Genomic DNA, 16,261 nt, shown 5'->3' on the forward strand with positions numbered 1-16,261 from the left:
CTGCTAGAGAGATTCTTTGCCGTTATCCCCCTTCGTTCCGCTCCGAATGTGCTTGTAGCCCCAAGTGTTGTTTCCGCATTTCAGTCGAACATCCTGTCCGACTCCGTCATAAAAGTGATTATATTCGGCGAAGACCCCGTTCTCATTATTAAGGCTGAAACAATCAACCCACTGATTGAAACCGATCAGTTGCGGTGCGACATCAGTTCCCCGACTGGCCGTGGCGCCGCTTGGAGGAAGCTGAGACACGGACTCCGCGATTTGCACCTCGGATGTGAATACTATTTCTCCGTCGATGCGCGTCGCCATCTTGATCGCAGAGCTATCGGAATTTTCGCCACTCGCGCCGGGAGAGAAGGCACCCACGATGAGAATTGCTGACGTGATTGCCGAGGTGATGGTTCTTCCGTGCTTGGACAAAGCGATCTCCCTTAAGGACTAGTGAGTCAACGTTCAGCGTGAGCGAATTCCACGCACTCCGGATGGTATTGAGTAATGACTTTCTCGCACAAGCAAGGGGATCACCGACATCACTTCAAGTCGACTCTTAAGGGGACCGATCGGGGTACATTGGCCCGCTTCAAAAGGACAGAGGCGTCTTGACGGTGGGCATATTGCGCCATCTGTAGCTAAAGGATATGCGAAGCCGTATTGCGTGGAAGTCGAGTCATCGACCGGTATCCTGCACCGCCTCGATGACCATCGGCGCGGAGGGTCGCCGCGCGGTCGGCCATCTCGACTGTCCGCGGCACACGTTGAGGGACGTCGTCAAAGGGCCGCTGACGCAGCCGAACTTGAAGAGAGCCCGAGCGTGCTCCGACCAACGCCCGACCCCGCGGCGTCGAACGCTTGCGCACCCTCTTAAGGGACTGCTCACGCTAAACCTGATCGTCAGCGAGTCCTGAGACCATGCGCTGCGCTATAGACACGCACCAGGAAAGGATCGTGTTGGGACGACCCGAGCTTTCCTGCATGGCGCTCGCCGCGCCGTGTGCGGAATCTACGCTCGTGGATCGTGAGGGAATTCTTCGTCAACGGCCCGCGACTCCTGTGAAGCGGAGTCGCGGGCCGTTCGTGTCGGAAGGGACCGTCAGACCGTCTGCGCGAACGGGTCGAAGTCGACCGGCACCGCCGGCACCGGCGCCGACAGGGTGCTGTCGACCGCGACGAATCCGCCGTTCTCGGCCGACTCCTGCGCCGAGAGCATGACGTCGAGCACGTGGAAGCCGAGCTCGCCGGTGGCCACGTGCGGACGGTCCTCGGCGATGGCGCGGACCATGTCGAGCAGCCCGAGGCCGCGGCCCACGACCGTGCCCTTCTGCTCGATCTCGGTCCACTCCTGCTCGCCCCACGCGCCGTCGGCGATCGAGGTCGGGGCCTTCACGAACGCCGTGCGGCCCTCGAACTGGTTCGGGTCCGGGATCACGAGCGATCCCTCCGTCCCGTGGATCTCGAAGACGCCGTGGCGCTCGAGAGCGGAGTCGAAGCTCAGGAGGCTCGCCGCCTGCTGGCCCGCGGCGAACGAGGTCAGCACCTGCAGCGAGGTGGGGACCTCGACCGGGAACGTCGTGCCGGCGTCGGGTCCGGAGCGGATGACCCGCTCCTGGAGCTTCTTGCGCCCGAGGGCCGCCACGCGCTCGACCGGGCCGAAGAGGCTGACGAGGCCGGTGAAGTAGTACGGGCCCATGTCGAGCAGCGGGCCGGCGCCCTGGGCGAAGAGGAACGCGGGGCTCGGGTGCCAGAGGTCCGGTCCGACGGTCTGGAACGTGGTGGAGGCGAACATCGGCTCGCCGATGACGCCCTCCGCGATCGCGCGCTTCGCGGTCTGGAAGCCCGGGCCGAGGACGGTGTCCGGCGCGGAGCCGACCCGGAGGCCTTTCGCGGCGGCGTCCTGCAGCAGCTGCGCGGCGGCCGCGCGGTCGAGACCGAGCGGCTTCTCGCTCCAGACGTGCTTGCCGGCGGCGATCGCGGCGGCCGAGACCTCGATGTGCGCGGCGGGGATCGTCAGATTGACGACGACCTGCACATCGGGGTGGGCGAGGACGTCCTCGGCCGAGCCCCAGGCGGGGATGCCGTGCTTCTCGGCCTGGCTCTTCGCCCGGTCGAGGATCAGGTCGCCGACGACGAGCACCTCGACGTCCGGGAAGGAGGCCAGGTTCTCGAGGTAGGTGTCGCTGATGACGCCGACGCCGATGACGCCGATGCCGATGGGGCCGCTCATGCCGCGTACCCGCCCTTCACGAGGAAGTCGTAGCTCGCCTGGATGTCGGCGAAGACGTCTCCGGGGGCGTTGTCGTACTCGATGACGGCGTACTCGATCGACCCTTCTCCGGCCTTGAGCGCCTCGACGAGCGGCACGTCGCCCTCGCCCGGGCGGCGCTGGTCGAGGGTGTCGGAGCCGAACGCGGCGGCCCCGGGAGCGAACGGGTTCTCGGCCGGAGCGATCCCGTCCTTGACGTGCACGGCCACCAGGCGCGAGCCCAGCTTGGAGACGAGCGCCGCGACGTCCTGGCCGCCGGTCAGCGCCCAGAACAGGTCGAGCTCGATCTCCACGCGCTCGTCGGTGCTCGCGATGAAGCGCTCGTACGCGGTCTGCCCGTCGAAGGAGGCGATGAACTCCTGCGCGTGGTTGTGGTAGCCGACCTTGAGGCCGAAGGTCGCGGCGATCTCGGCGGCCTTGTTCAGGCGGTCGGCGATGTCGGCGACGCCGTCCTCGGTCAGCCAGCGCTCGACCGGGACGAAGGGGTCGATGACGGTCCGGATGCCGATCTGCGCGGCCGCCTCGAAGACGACCTCGGGCGCGGGCGTCGGGATGGAGCCGTCCGGGGTCCACAGCTCGTCCGAGAGCAGCGGGGCGTGCCCGGTCGGAGCGGCGAGGCCGCTCGCGTCGAGGGCGGCGCGGATCTCGGCGGGGCGGCCCACGAAGTCGAACGCCTCGACGTTCCGGAGGCCGATGGCGGCGAGCTTGTCGAGCGACCCGTGCGGGTCGTCGGAGAACTGCTTGGCCAGCGTGTACAGCTGGACGGAGGCCAGAGGAAGGGTCATGGTCGGTACCGCTTTCATTCGTGGGGTGGAGCAGCCGGTCCGGATCAGGCGGACCGACCCGGTCTATCGGACTTTCCTGAGGGGGAGGATGACGGCGGGGCCGAGGAGCGCCGCCTCCGGGCAGACGGTGGAGTGCGATCCGTCGCCGGTCCGGGCGCTCGGGGAGGCGAGGACGCCGCCGACCAGCTTGGCGCGCATCCGCGGCAGTGCGTCGGTCTCATCGAGCGGTCCGAGAGCCGTCCGACGACCGGTCATGTCCGACTCCCCTCATCCTCGAGCGTGCCGCTGCGCAGTGTCGGCGCAGGAAACCTAGCAACGTGTGGTTTTCAGTATCCCCGCCCGACGCCGCGTGCGCAAGCGCGCACCGCCTCATTCCTCCCTGATGCGCGGGTCGATCCCGTACTGCGCGGGCACGCCGAGGTTCTCCCGCAGCGTGGCGCCGGGGTACTCGGTCGGGTAGAGCCCGCGCTGCTGCAGCAGGGGCACGACCTCGTCGACGAAGGTGTCGACGCCGTCCTCGTAGACGTCCGGCGAGATCCAGAAGCCGTCCACCGCGTCGGCCTCCATCCACTCCTGGATGTGGTCCGCATGCACCGCACCCGGACCGACGACGGTCGGGTGGTAGTCGATCACGCCGTGCGCGAGGACGTCCCGGGGGGACCAGCCCCGGCGGGCGACGTCGAGGGCGACACCGGACCGCGGGTCGGCCGAGGAGGGCCGGGCCGCTGCGAGCTCGCGCTCGGAGAGCGGCACGTCGATCCGATCGGGGCTCAGCGGCACGCCGATCATCGCGCCGAGGTGGGAGAGGCGCGCCTCGATCATGTCGCCGGCGATCGCGATCCGTCGGTCGAGTCCCTCGCGGACCGTCGGTGCGACGGTCGTCATCAGACCGGCGAAGTACTTCACCTCGTCCGGGTCGCGGCCCGCGTCCCGAGCGGCCCGACGCACGAGCTCGCGCTGAGCGCGGGCCTCCTCGATCGTCCACACCTCGGCGATGAAGCCGCTGGCGTAGCGCCCGGCGATCGACAGCAGGTGCGGGCTCGGGCCACCGGAGGTGAACACGACGGGCTGACCCTGCTCGGACGGCGGGATCGCCAGGGGCCCGCGGGACGCGACGTGCCGCCCCTGCAGGTTGATCGGTCGCAGCTTGGCCGGATCGATGAAGCGGTCTCCGGGCTGATCCCTGACCCAGGCGTCCTGCTCCCAGCTCCCCCAGAGGGCCTGGGTGATCTGGATCGCCTCGTGCGCGCGCTCGTACCGCTCGCCGCGCTCGGCGACCGGTCGGCCGTAGTTCGCCGCGACCGCCGGGTCGCTCGTCGTCACCGCGTTCCAGCCCGCCCGGCCGTGGCTGATCACATCGAGCGCCTTGAACTGGCGTGCCAGGTTGAACGGCTCCTGGAACGTGGTCGACCCGGTCGCGACGAAGCCGATGCGCTCGGTCGCCCGGGCGACGGCGGTGAGCGAGACCATCGGATCGAGGACGTTGCTGATCGTCGAGTGCTCGAGATCCCCGCGCACGGCCGGGAAGTCGGGGGTGAAGAGGAACGCGAACAGGCCTCGCTCCGCCGCCTGCGCGTACCGGATGCTCGCGTCGATGTCGGCGTAGTTTCCCGGATCGACCCCGGGCGCGCGCCAGGCGCCGTGGAGGTTGCCGTAGCCGTCGGTGAGGGTCATCCCGAGGATGACGTCGCGTGCAGTCATGGGTTCGTACTCCGGTTCATGAGGGAGGGCGGATGCGCGGCCACGGGCCGACGCGATGCCCCCGCGAGCGCCGACCGGACACAGCACCGCACCGTCGACGAGGGCGTCCGTCTCCAGTCTCGACATTCTCACTAGTGAGAAGGTCAATTCGCGGTGCCGCGCGGAGGAGCTCCGCTCAGCTCGCCTCGCTCCGCGACCGGACGCCCACCCGAGCGAGATCCTCGAGATAGCTCGTGAGGGCGTCGCGGTTGTGCGTGAGGAAGTCGATCTTCTCGCTCATCCGGTCGCGCTCGGTCTCGAGCAGGTCGAAGAGACCGGGGTCGGCGTTCTCGACGACGATGGACCGAGGTTGTCCCAGGCAGGGCAGGATGCTCGTCACGATCCGGGTGGGGATGCCGGCGTCGATGAGTCCCCTGACCTTGCCGACGCGGTCGATGAGGTAGTCGTCGTACTCCCGGTACCCGTTGTCGAGTCTCCGCGGGGTGATGAGCCCCTGCTCCTCGTAGTAGCGAAGCATCCGGGACGGGACTCCCGTCCGCTTCGACAGTTCTCCGATGCGCATCCGCTCTCCTCCGACGATTCGACCTTCACATTAGTGCGAAGGTCGACCGGGAAGGGCGCGGTGACACGACGAAGCCCGGCCGGACTCCGAGGAGCCCGGCCGGGCGGCGGTCACGAGCGGGGCGTCAGCGACGCGTGGTCGTCGCCTCCTCCGGAGTCGCCAGCTTCGCGGGGACCGACTCCCCCCTCTTCTCGTCGCTGTAGACCATCAGCGTCGATCCGGCGAGCGCCAGAACGATCGCGATCGTCCCGAAGACGCTGGGCAGGGTCTGGTAGAAGACGAGGGACACGGCGATGGTCAGCACGGGCGCGAGCGCATTGGTCGTCGGAGCCACGATGGACGCCTTGCCGCGGCTCAGCGCCATGACGAGGAACAGGGCGCCGACCGCGTTGAGGAGCTGCGTCGCGGCGGTGAGCGCCGGAGCCTGCCAGGGCACGTCCAGGGGCAGGCCGCCCATGCTCATCACGGCGAACGGCACCAGGAGGAGTCCGCTCACGGCCATCCAGGCGAACGTCGTCGCGTCGTTCACCCCGATGGTCGCGGCCTTGCGCATGAAGAACGCCTGCACACCCCAGGCGATGCTGACGAGGATCGCGATCACGAGCCAGGGTCCCGGCGTCGCCTCTCCGGACGCGCCGGCGATGCTGAACAGGACGATGGCGGCGAGGGCGGCGACGAGGCCGATGACGGCGAGTCGTCGCAGTCGTTCGCGGAGGAGGGCCACGGCCATCAGCACGGTGATCGCCGGCGAGACGGAGATGATCGGGAAGATCAGGTAGGCGGGTCCGGTCGAGAGCGCATTGAAGAGCAGCAGCTGCCCGCCGGCGCCCGTCAGCCCGATGAGGAGGCCGTAGATCGCCGCCGCGGGTCGGCGGTCGAACTTCTGGCCCCGCAGTGCGAAGGCCGCGGGGATGATCATGGTGAAGGCCCAGATCACGTAGATCATCTCGTCCGGGTAGCCGTAGAGGGTGATCGGGAGGGAGGAGAAGGCTCCCCACACCCCCCAGAAGAGCACCAGGAGGGCGGCGTAGAAGATCCAGGAGCGTGTCGTGTTCATGCGATGACCTCGGCTTTGACGTCGGTGGGAGGGGAGGAGGGGGTGGTGCGGTGGGGGGTCTAGTGCGAGGCGAGTCGCGCCAGAGCGCTCTCGGGGAGGGGCGTTCCCGCGGTCTTCGCGGCGTACAGCGCTCCGCCGACTCCCGGGCTGAAGCGCGGCGTCCGGATGTCGTAGTCCGCCGGCAGCGCGGACAGCGCGGCCACGAATCCGTCGCGGATGAGCGCCGTGCTGAACATGCCTCCCGAGTAGGAGACGGGGACCGGCTCGTCGAGGAAGCCCAGGTGCGTGCGCGTGGTCTCGACGATCTCGACGAGTTCGCTGCAGGCGTCGCGGAGGATGCGCTGCGCCACCTCGTCGCCGGCCTCGGCGGCCTGGACGACCGTCTTGGAGAGGTCGCCGATGTTCACCCGGAGGCCCTTCCACCGGTTGACCACCACATCGATGAGGTCGAGGTCGCCGAGGATCCCGGCCCGGGAGCGCATGAGCTCGTAGAGCGGGCCCCGAGGGAGGCGTCCGTCGCTCATCCGGCTGAAGGCGTTGAGCCCCTGGACGGCGATCCAATACCCGGAGCCCTCGTCGCCGAACAGCTCGCTCCACCCGCCGACGCGGTGCGTCGCGCCCTGACGCTCGCCGTAGGTCATCGAGCCGGTGCCGCTGATCACGTTGATGCCGTCGACGGCTCCGAGAGAGCCGGCCCAGCCGCAGACCATGTCGTTGTCGCAGGTGAAGCGGGTGTGTCCGAGGACGTCTCCGGGCAGGGCGTCGAGGCGCTCGATGTCCGAGCTGACCTCGCCGTACCCGGGGAGGCCGAAGAACGCCTGGTCGATGTCGGCCGGGGTGATGCGGGCCTGCGCGGTGATCTCGGCGAGACCGGCGGTCAGGATGCCGGTGACCAGCTCGATCCCCTCGGTGAAGTAGTAGCAGCTCGCCGTCGTCGTCCGTGCCGCGATGTGCCCGTCGTGGTCGAGGAGCACGAAGTCGGTCTTCGACCCGCCGCCGTCGACACCCAGGAAGAGAGCCACGGCTACTCCTCCCCGCGACCGGCGCGGCCGGAGGACGGCGTGAGCGGGTGGATCGTCACGCCGCGGACGACGCGGTTGACCGATCCGTCGGGGAACGGGTTGTCCGGGGTCATCCCGAGGGCGATCGAGAACGACAGGCCCAGGAGCTGCGCGACGACGACGTAGGCGACGGCGAGGGAGGAGTCGTCGAGTCCGTCGAGGTCCGCGAGCACCCAGTCGTCCGCCGTCGACTCGGGCACCGGAGTGGCCGAGACGGTGACGACGCGTTCCGGCGAGAGCGTCGTGCGCAGCTCGGCGACGATGTCGAGGTCGTAGCGGCGCGTGTACTCGTCCGAGGACAGGTAGACGATCACGAGGGTGGTGGCGTCCAGCACCGCCTTCGGGCCGTGGCGGAACCCGAGGGCGGAGTCGTAATAGGTCACGACCTTCCCGGCGGTGAGCTCGAGCAGCTTCAGGGCCGACTCCCGCGCGAGGCCGGTGAGGGGTCCGCTGCCCAGGTAGATCACGCGCTCGAAGTCCGAGGACGCGAGCCGGGTGATCTCGGAGCGCCGGTCGTCCAGGATCTGCGACGCGGCGGCCCGGAGCTTCGAGACGGCCGCGTCGTCGTCGCCGGTGAAGATCAGGAGGGCGGCGAGGAGCATCGACGTGAAGCTGGACGTCATGGCGAAGCCGCTGTCGTTGGACAGCGCCGGCATCAGGACGACGTGCGACGCGTCCCGCCCGTGGTGCGCGAGGTAGAGGGCGCCGGTCGGATCGCAGGTGATCACGAGGTGGCGGACCGAGGTGAGCACCTCATCGGCGAGGACCGTCGCGGCGGAGCTCTCGGGGCTGTTGCCCGAGCGGGCGAACGAGACGAGCAGCGTCGGCAGGTCCTCCGCCAGGTGCTGGCGCGGGTTCGACACGAGGTCGGTGGTCGCCACGGCGTCGACGCGTCGTCCGAGGAGACGCGTCAGGGCGGGGGCCGCGATGTCGCCGACGAAGGCCGACGTCCCCGCTCCGGTCAGGACGATCCGGAGGTCGGGGCGTGCGAGGAGCGGGGCGAGGAAGGCGTCGATCGCCGGGCGCCGGTCGCTGACGATCCCGGCGCACTCGCGCCAGACATCGGGCTGCTGGTCGATCTCGCGGGCTGTCGCGAGGGTCTCGGGGAGGTCTGTGGTGGTCATGGTGTGCTCCGTGAGGTCAGGGGACGACGATGTCGCGGTGGGAGGGTGAGCAGGCCTGGGCGTAGGGCCGCAGGGCGTCGCGGACCTTGTCGACGACCAGCTCGCGCGGGTCGGCGCTCAGATCGCCGGCGCGGATCCGTGCGTACTGGTCGGGGAGGAACTGGCTGATCAGCGGCAGCGGGATCGCCTGCGCCGTCAGGTTGTCGTAGAGCCGCTCCTGGGCGGCCTCGATGTCCGCGTCCGGCCAGTAGTAGCGCATCCGATCGCTGTAGCTGAAGCGGCGGGCGATGCGCTGCTCGTCGTCGCTGCCCTCGTAGTAGCCCTCCCAGTAGCCGGAGTGCTCCAGCATCCGGCGCTCGATGACCTCGACGAGGTTCGACCGCTTCCCGGCGGGGACGAGCTGGTCCTCGATGCCGGCGAGGGCGAAGAGCCCTTCCCGCAGCGCGAAGGTCAGTCCCGGTCCGACCTTCAGGATCGCCCAGTGGTCCCCGACGAGCTCGGCGAGCCGGGCCGGCTCCTGATAGTCCGTCGAATGGGCCTCGAACACCAGTCCCGGCTCGTCGTCGAGCACGGTGCGCAGATCGAGCGTCGCGTCGCTCCGGTAGTCGATGACCTGGAGGTGGTCGAACTCGACGGCGGGCTGGACGACGAGGGCGATGATGCGCGGCCAGACGTGCAGGAGACCCTCGGCGAGGAACGCGGCGCGGTGGCGGTCCAGGGTCAGGAGCGCCGCCTCGCGGGCCGTCGGGACCAGCTCGTGCAGCGTCTCGTGGGCGCCGCCCGGCACCGGCACCTCCGTGCCGATCACGTAGAGGACCTGCTGTCGGCGGCCGGTCCGCGCCGCGGTGTCCTCGGCGACGCGCAGCAGACGGGCCGAGCGCTCGGCGACGACGTCGTCGCTCAGGGGCGCCTCCTCCCCCGCGCAGGCCATGCTGCAGTCCAGGTGGATCTTCGTGTAGCCGGCCTCGACGTACGCCGCCACGAGCGCCTCGGCGTTCACCATGGCCTGCTCGGCGTCGAGGCGCTGCCAGCGGTTGGGTCCCAGGTGGTCGCCGCCAAGCACGAGGCGGTCGCGGGCGAAGCCGAGGCGGTCGGCGATCCCGAAGACGAACTCCCGGAAATCGGCGGGGGTCATGCCCGTGTAGCCGCCGAACTGGTCGACCTGGTTTGAGGTCGCCTCGACGAGGAGGTAGGTGCCGTCCTCGAGCGCCTGGCGGATCGAGGCCTCGAGCACGGTCGGATGCGCGGAGCACACCGAGTAGACGCCGAGCGGTTCGCCCGCTCGATGGTCGCGGACGGTGTTCCACAGGTGGTCGGTCACGGTTCTCCTGTCGGGGGACGGCGGTGTCGGAGCGGCGTGGGCCGCTCGGGAGGGCGGGCGGCGCGAGAGGGCGCGGTGGTGCGTCATCGGACGAGTCCGCTGTCGGACGCTCCGGTCAGGAGGCCGCAGAGGTGGTCGACCGTCCTGCTGATCGCCTGCCTGCCGCCCGCGATGTAGCGGCGGGGGTCGTGCATGCGGGGGTCCTCGGCGAGCGCGAGTCGGATCTGCTCGGTGAAGGCGATGTTCAAGGCGGTGCCCACGTTGATCTTCCGGACGCCCGCGGCGACGGCGGAGACGAGGAGCGCGTCGCGCACCCCGGACGATCCGTGCAGCACGAGAGGCACGTCGACGACCTGCGCCAGGAGCGCCGTCAGTTCGAGGTCGAGCTCCGCGCTCGCCGACGTCATCGCGTGCGAGCTGCCGACGGCGACCGCCAGGGCGTCCACGCGGGTGGCGGCGACGAAGTCGACGGCCTCGTGCGGTCGCGTCCGCACCAGCGGGGAGTGAGCGCCGTCCTTCCCGCCGATCTCGCCGAGCTCCGCTTCGACCCAGAGACCGAGCTCCTGCGCCCGCTGCGCGGCTCGGAGGGTCTCGGAGACGTTGCGGTCGTGGGAGCGGTGCGAGGCGTCGACCATGATCGAACTCACTCCGAGTCCCGCCGCGCGCTCGATCCCCTCTCCGATGAGCGCCTCGTCACGGAAGTGGTCGAGGTGCAGCGCGAGGGGGACGGAGGACGCGGCGGCGATGCCGGCGCACGCCGACAGGAGAGGTCCCATGTCGCCGTCGTGGAACCCGATCGCGTTCTCGCTGACCTGCAGGATCGCGCCGGTACCCGCCTCCTCGGCGCCCGCGACGACCGCCTCGGCCTGCTCGAGGGTGATCACGTTGAAACCGAAGACGGCACTGCTCCGAGCGACGGCAGCGTCGATCAGTTCACGGGTGGTGGTGAGAGGCATGACGAGATCATGGAGCCGAAGTGAGCGTTTCGCGCACTATCCCGGCTAAAGTGATCAATCAGAGTGCTCGTTTCGGGCCCGTGAGGAGAGCACCATGCCGTCCAGCCGCACCTCCGATGCCGCCGCACGCTCGATGTCGGGCAAGCGGGCCGACCGGATGCGGCGGATCCTCCAGCTCCTGCACGAGCACTCGAGCCGGTCCCTCGCGGAGCTCGCCGAGGATCTCGGCGTCTCCGCCGCCACCCTCCGCCGCGACCTCGCCGACCTCGACGAGCAGGGCGAGCTCGTGCGGACCCACGGCGGCGCCCGCGAGCGCGGATCCCGGAGCGAGATACCCGTCCGCCTGCGCGACTCCCGCTTCCGGCACGAGAAGCAGGTCATCGCGCGTCGAGCCGTCGATCTGATCCCCGCCGGCCCCTACGCACTCGCCCTGAGCGGAGGGACGACGACGGCCGAGGTCGCCCGCGCGCTCCGGCACCGCTCGGGGCTCACCGTGATCACCAACTCCCTCGCCATCGCGATGGAGTGCGTCGCATGGCCGCGGCTCCAGGTCCTCATCACCGGCGGCGTCATCCGCCCGAGCTCGCTCGAGGCGGTGGGCTCGCTGGCCGAGGCGTCCTTCCGGGCGATCAACGTCGGCACCGCGATCCTCGGCACCGACGGCATCAGCGCGGCAGGAGGAGTCACGACCCACGACGAGACCGAGGCGCGGACGAACCACGCGATGGTCGCCAAGGCGCAGCGCGTGATCGTCGTCGCCGACGGATCGAAGATCGGGCAGGCGACCCTCGCGAAGATGGCCGACCTGGGCGAGGTCGACGACCTGGTGACCGACTCCTCCGCCGACCCGGCCGCGCTGCGCGAGATCAGCGACGCGGGCGTCACCGTGCACGTGGTGGACGCGAGCCCCCGATCGCCCGCTTCCGGACATGACCGCTAGAGGCTGTTGCCACCGCGACCGCGCACCTGCCAGGGTTCGCAGAGCGACCGACGACGGTCCCCCGACTCGAAGGACCGGCTCATGAACGACTCCTCCTCGACCGAGACCAGCGCGAGTGAGATGACGCCCGAGATCCTCGCGGCGTTCAGCGACGCCTGGGCCCGCCACGACCTCGAGGCTCTGATGAGCCACATCACCGACGACTGCGTCTACAGCGCGTCCGTCGGTCCCGAGCCCGGCCGCACCTGGACCGGCCGGGAGCAGGTGCGGGAGGGCTTCGCGCTCATGCTCGCCTTCGACACCGGGCAGGAGCGCCACGAGGACGCGCAGCCCCTCATCGCGGGCACCCGCGGTGCGGGCACGTGGTCCTTCACCGGGACGGGCCCCGACGGCGAGGTCCAGGTCACGCGCGGCTGCGACATCTACGAGTTCCGCGGCGGGAGGATCGCGCGCAAGGACGCGTTCCGGAAGGTCTACAATGCCGACGAGTAGCCCCTCGAAGACCGCGGAGGGATCCGACTATTCCAGTGCGGGCAGCACGACCGAGCGGATCGCCTCCGCGAAGCGGTCGTAGCCGGCGTCGTCGAAGTGCAGGCCGTCCTCGACGAAGAGCGACGGGTCGATCGCGCCCTCGGGGGTGAGCAGCGCCTCGGCCGTCGGCACGAAGACGACCCGGTCGTCGGTGTCGGCGTACGCGCGGATCAGGTCGTTCGCGGTCTCGACCTCCTCGCGGACGGCCTCGCGCGCCGGCGTCTCGGCGATCTCGACGTAGAAGACCTCGGCGTCCGGCGCGACCTCCTCCAGCCGGCCGAGGTACTCGATGACCGCGTCGGCGGTCTCGGTACCGGAGAGCCCGTCGGCGTCGCCGCTGATGTCGTTCGCACCGACGTAGACGAGGACCGCGCGCGGATCGAACGGCGCGATCATGCTGTCGAGGTGGGCCAGGTGATCGGCCACGGTGGTGCCGCCGATGCCGAGGTTGTAGGTCTCGAGGGGGCGCAGGTCCTCCTTCGACGTCGTCCACCGGCCGAACGACGAGCTGCCCGTGAGCAGGACGCTGTGCTGCGGGTATCCGTCGGGGAAGCGCTCCGCGATCGCGGCGACGCGCTCCTCCATGTCGACCGTCGAGCGCGACGAGGACGCCCCGTCCCTCGGCACGGTGACGGCGACGACCACTCCCACGACCCCTGCGATCAGCAGGATGCCGAGCAGGACGAGGAGGACGGGACGTCGGCGTCGTCCGCCGCCGGTCGGAGGCGTCGCGCGAGTCATACGACGATCATCGGGCACGGGAGTCGGCCGGTGACGCCTCCGCCCCCGTCGGGGGGCGCGTGCTCGGCACTCCCCCGCACCGGGCCCGACTGTCACATGCCCGTAACGCACCGAGCCGCTGAACCACTTTCAGGGGCCCCACAGCCGTGCAACACTTGCTCGGCACCGACGCCACTGTCATCGATGATCACGACGGACGAGGGACCATGGCACGCACGCGCATCACCTGGGTGGATACGGCGAAGGGGATCGCCATCATCCTGGTCGCCCTCGCGCACTCGGTGCAGTGGACGATCTCGGCCGGCATCGCCCCGCGGGCCTGGGACGACATCAACCTGCTCCTGATCGTCTTCCGCATGCCGCTGTTCTTCCTCGCCTCCGGGCTCTTCGCGGGCTCGGTGCTCAAGCGCTCGTGGCGCGAGCTCTGGCGCTCGCGCCTCAGCCTCCTCGTCTGGGCGTTCCTGCTGTGGACGCTCGTGCGGTTCCTCTTCTTCACCGTGGTCCCGAACCCCGGAGGAACCGACGAGACGAACCCGATCGACCTGCTGCTGTCGCCGCTCATGCCGCACAACGGGCTCTGGTTCCTCTACGCCCTCACCATCTTCTTCGTGCTCGCGAAGCTGGCCGACGGACGCGTCGACTGGCGCGTGCAGGTGGGCATCGCGACCGCGATCGCCGTGGCCTGGTACGCGATCCGCTCCACGACGTCGGAGGGGACCGGCAACATCGCCTGGGACGGCATGTCCCGCTACCTGATGTTCTTCCTGATCGGGCTGCACCTGCGCACGGCGATCCTCGCGTTCGTCGAGCGCCGCGGACTGCTGAGCGGGATCGGCTTCGGCGTGCTCTTCCTGGTGGCCGCGGCCGGCATCCTCGTCGCCCGCGGACCGTTCCCGCTGCTCACCGTGGGCCTCGTGCTCGTGAGCGTGCTCGCGGTCCTCGCCGGCCTCGTCCTCGCGCGCTTCCTCTCGGGAGTGCGCGCCGCCGACTGGATCACGTACATCGGCCGCAACACCCTGCCGGTCTACGTGGTGCACGTGCTGTTCGTCTCGCTGACCACGAGCTTCCTGCTGCTCTTCGAGGGGCAGCGCTGGCTGGACGCCATCGGGCCGGCCGTGCCCCTGATCGTCTGCGGCGTCGCGGTCGCGGCGGCGCTCGGCTACTGGCGCCTCACCCGCGATGTCCCGGTGCTGAAGTACGGCTTCCAGGCGCCGCGCTGGTTCTCGGGCAGCCGCGAGAGCGTGGAGTCGCGCTCGGTCTGAGCGCCGGGAGTCAGTCCGCGTCGAGGACCTCGAGCACCGCTCCGGTCAGGCTCTCCTCGATGTGCGCCCGCGCCAGGGCCGCGGCTCCCTCGACGTCGCCGGCGACGACCAGGTCGAGCAGCTCGCCGTGCTGGCGGTGGTCGACGGTGCGCGGCTCGTCCCCCGACGGCAGCTCGAGCCCCCTCCGCCGGTACCGGTCGGACTTCGCCCACAGGTCGTCGAGGAGCCGTACCAGCGCGGCGTTGTGCGAGGCCCGGTACACGGCGCGGTGGAACGCGGAGTGGGCGAGGATCGCCTCCTCCCCCTCCTCGCGCGTGACGGGTCGGAGGGCGGCGGCGGCCTCGCGCATCCGCTCGAGGTCCTCCTCGGTGCGGCGCTCTGCGGCGAGCGCCGTCGCGGCCGGCTCCAGGGCGAGGCGCACCTCGAACAGCTCGCGCCCCTCCTCCGCACTGAGCCCGGCGACCCGCACGTCGCGGTGGGCGTCGAGCTCGACGAGGCCCTCGCTGGCGAGCCGTCGGAGCGCCTCGCGCACGGGGGTGATGCTCATGCTCAGGTCCTCGGCGAGCTCGTACTGCGGCACGCGGGTCCCGGCGGCCAGATCGCCCATCAGGATGCGGCGGCGCACCTCGCTGTAGGCGACGTCGCCCTTGCTGGAGAAGACGGTGACGGTCACGGTTCTCGCTTCCTGTCTTGCGGCCCGGAGGCTCTCAGCATACGGTGGTGCTCACATCTTATAAGATGCATTCAACAATCGGAGGAGAACTCGTGAAGATCGTCGCCGCCCACGTCGGAACCATCCCCATCAGCTCGTCGATGCGCAACGCGTACATCGACTTCTCGAAGATGGACAGCTCGATCATCGCTCTGGTGAGCGACGTCGTCGTCGACGGGAAGCCGCTCGTCGGCTACGGATTCAGCTCGAACGGCCGCTACAACGCCACGCCCATCATCCGGGAGCGCCTGCTCCCCCGCCTCCTGGCCGCCTCGGACGACGAGCTGCACGACGAGAGCGGCGAGTTCTCACCGACGAAGGCGTGGACCGTGATGATGGCCAACGAGAAGCCCGGCGGTCACGGCGAGCGCTCGGTCGCGGTCGGCGTCGTGGACATGGCGCTGCACGACCTCGTCGCGAAGGCCGCGGGCGTCCCCCTCTACCGGTGGATCTCGGACCACTACGGCGACGGCTCCCCCGACGACGACGTCTTCGTCTACGCCGCCGGCGGCTACTACGCGCCGGGTAAGACCACCCGCGACCTGCAGGACGAGATGCGCCGCTTCCTCGACTCCGGCTACGAGGTCGTGAAGATGAAGATCGGCGGCACCGATCTCGCCGACGACCTCGAGCGCATCGAGGCGGTCATCGACGTCCTCGGCGGAGACGGCTCTCGCCTCGCCGTCGACGTGAACGGCAAGTTCGACCTCGCCACCGCGCTCGAGTACGGCCGCGCGATCGAGCCCTACGACCTGTTCTGGTACGAGGAGGTGGGCGACCCGCTGGACTACGCGCTGAACGCCACCCTCTCGGAGCACTACTCCAAGCCCATCGCCACCGGCGAGAACCTCTTCTCGATGCAGGACGCCCGCAATCTGCTCCGGCACGGAGGCATGCGCCCCGACCGCGACTACATCCAGGTCGACCCGGCGCTGTCGTACGGGCTGGTCGAGTACCTCCGCGTGCAGGAGGAGCTCGCCCGGCACGGCTGGTCCTCGCGCCGCTGCGTCCCGCACGGCGGGCACCAGTTCTCCCTCCACATCGCCGCCGCGCTGCACCTGGGCGGCAACGAGTCCTACCCGGGCGAGTTCCAGCCCACCGGCGGCTTCACCGACGACGCCGTGATCGAGGGCAGCCGCGTCGCGCCTGGCGAGCTGCCCGGGATCGGTCTCGAGGGCAAGAGCGCGTTCTTCCGCATCCTGCAGGACCTGGTGGAGTGACCCGGACCCCGGCGACCCCGGCGAACGC

Annotated in this window: 17 protein-coding genes; 4 read left to right on the forward strand and 13 right to left on the reverse strand. The window is 69.8% G+C overall.

The genetic code is table 11. The features are described 5' to 3' along the window. Positions 1 to 3: 3 nt before the first annotated feature. The 11 genes from C1I63_RS19345 to C1I63_RS01810 form a co-directional block, all read right to left on the reverse strand. Positions 4 to 420 (reverse strand): hypothetical protein, encoded by a 417-nt coding sequence (locus C1I63_RS19345; protein WP_146168339.1) that lies wholly within the window; start codon positions 418 to 420, stop codon positions 4 to 6. A 670-nt stretch (positions 421 to 1,090) separates the two neighbouring features. After that, on the reverse strand, positions 1,091 to 2,221 hold the full coding sequence (locus tag C1I63_RS01765; RefSeq protein ID WP_107573538.1) for a Gfo/Idh/MocA family protein: 1,131 nt from the start codon (positions 2,219 to 2,221) through the stop codon (positions 1,091 to 1,093). After that, positions 2,218 to 3,045: a sugar phosphate isomerase/epimerase family protein gene (locus C1I63_RS01770; RefSeq protein WP_107573539.1), complete on the reverse strand. Its 828-nt coding sequence runs from the start codon at positions 3,043 to 3,045 to the stop codon at positions 2,218 to 2,220. The genes C1I63_RS01765 and C1I63_RS01770 overlap by 4 nt, the downstream gene beginning before the upstream one ends. 63 nt (positions 3,046 to 3,108) lie before the next feature. After that, complete coding sequence (locus C1I63_RS01775) at positions 3,109 to 3,300, reverse strand: hypothetical protein (RefSeq protein WP_107573540.1); 192 nt, start codon at positions 3,298 to 3,300, stop codon at positions 3,109 to 3,111. 114 nt (positions 3,301 to 3,414) lie between these two features. Continuing rightward, positions 3,415 to 4,746, reverse strand: a complete 1,332-nt coding sequence (locus C1I63_RS01780; protein WP_107573541.1) for an NtaA/DmoA family FMN-dependent monooxygenase — start codon at positions 4,744 to 4,746, stop codon at positions 3,415 to 3,417. A gap of 175 nt (positions 4,747 to 4,921) precedes the next feature. After that, on the reverse strand, positions 4,922 to 5,308 hold the full coding sequence (locus C1I63_RS01785) for a MerR family transcriptional regulator (RefSeq protein ID WP_107573542.1): 387 nt from the start codon (positions 5,306 to 5,308) through the stop codon (positions 4,922 to 4,924). A 124-nt stretch (positions 5,309 to 5,432) separates the two neighbouring features. Next, the gene (locus C1I63_RS01790; protein WP_107573543.1) at positions 5,433 to 6,365 is read right to left on the reverse strand and encodes a DMT family transporter; all 933 of its coding nucleotides are present in this window, start codon (positions 6,363 to 6,365) and stop codon (positions 5,433 to 5,435) included. A 59-nt stretch (positions 6,366 to 6,424) separates the two neighbouring features. After that, positions 6,425 to 7,387, reverse strand: coding sequence for an N-acetylglucosamine kinase (locus C1I63_RS01795; RefSeq protein WP_107573544.1), 963 nt, complete (start codon positions 7,385 to 7,387; stop codon positions 6,425 to 6,427). 2 nt (positions 7,388 to 7,389) lie between these two features. Beyond that, complete coding sequence (locus C1I63_RS01800) at positions 7,390 to 8,550, reverse strand: SIS domain-containing protein (protein ID WP_107573545.1); 1,161 nt, start codon at positions 8,548 to 8,550, stop codon at positions 7,390 to 7,392. 16 nt (positions 8,551 to 8,566) lie between these two features. Continuing rightward, entirely contained in the window at positions 8,567 to 9,871 is a 1,305-nt protein-coding gene (locus C1I63_RS01805) for a D-tagatose-bisphosphate aldolase, class II, non-catalytic subunit (RefSeq protein WP_244906948.1), read from the reverse strand. Positions 9,872 to 9,954: 83 nt separating this feature from the next. Next, positions 9,955 to 10,827, reverse strand: a complete 873-nt coding sequence (locus tag C1I63_RS01810; RefSeq protein ID WP_107573547.1) for a class II fructose-bisphosphate aldolase — start codon at positions 10,825 to 10,827, stop codon at positions 9,955 to 9,957. 94 nt (positions 10,828 to 10,921) lie between these two features. Between C1I63_RS01810 and C1I63_RS01815 the strand changes: the two genes are divergently transcribed. Together C1I63_RS01815 and C1I63_RS01820 are read left to right on the forward strand one after the other, a co-directional pair. Further along, a complete protein-coding gene (locus C1I63_RS01815) occupies positions 10,922 to 11,767 on the forward strand; it encodes a DeoR/GlpR family DNA-binding transcription regulator (protein WP_211315543.1) in 846 nt (281 codons plus the stop codon). Positions 11,768 to 11,848: 81 nt separating this feature from the next. Further along, positions 11,849 to 12,259, forward strand: coding sequence for a nuclear transport factor 2 family protein (locus C1I63_RS01820; RefSeq protein ID WP_211315544.1), 411 nt, complete (start codon positions 11,849 to 11,851; stop codon positions 12,257 to 12,259). Between the two features lie 27 nt (positions 12,260 to 12,286). Here C1I63_RS01820 and C1I63_RS01825 read toward each other — a convergent pair whose 3' ends face one another. Further along, positions 12,287 to 13,039: a GDSL-type esterase/lipase family protein gene (locus C1I63_RS01825; protein ID WP_107573548.1), complete on the reverse strand. Its 753-nt coding sequence runs from the start codon at positions 13,037 to 13,039 to the stop codon at positions 12,287 to 12,289. A gap of 206 nt (positions 13,040 to 13,245) precedes the next feature. On the opposite strand from C1I63_RS01825, the gene C1I63_RS01830 reads away from it, so the two are divergent. Next, a complete protein-coding gene (locus C1I63_RS01830) occupies positions 13,246 to 14,301 on the forward strand; it encodes an acyltransferase family protein (RefSeq protein ID WP_107573549.1) in 1,056 nt (351 codons plus the stop codon). A 10-nt stretch (positions 14,302 to 14,311) separates the two neighbouring features. On the opposite strand, the gene C1I63_RS01835 is transcribed toward C1I63_RS01830, so the two are convergent. Beyond that, positions 14,312 to 14,974, reverse strand: a complete 663-nt coding sequence (locus tag C1I63_RS01835) for a GntR family transcriptional regulator (protein ID WP_244906949.1) — start codon at positions 14,972 to 14,974, stop codon at positions 14,312 to 14,314. A gap of 92 nt (positions 14,975 to 15,066) precedes the next feature. On the opposite strand from C1I63_RS01835, the gene C1I63_RS01840 reads away from it, so the two are divergent. Then, positions 15,067 to 16,233: a mandelate racemase/muconate lactonizing enzyme family protein gene (locus tag C1I63_RS01840; protein ID WP_107573550.1), complete on the forward strand. Its 1,167-nt coding sequence runs from the start codon at positions 15,067 to 15,069 to the stop codon at positions 16,231 to 16,233. The last annotated feature ends 28 nt before the right edge of the window (positions 16,234 to 16,261 follow it).

This window comes from Rathayibacter caricis DSM 15933 (assembly GCF_003044275.1).
Lineage (GTDB): Bacteria > Actinomycetota > Actinomycetes > Actinomycetales > Microbacteriaceae > Rathayibacter > Rathayibacter caricis.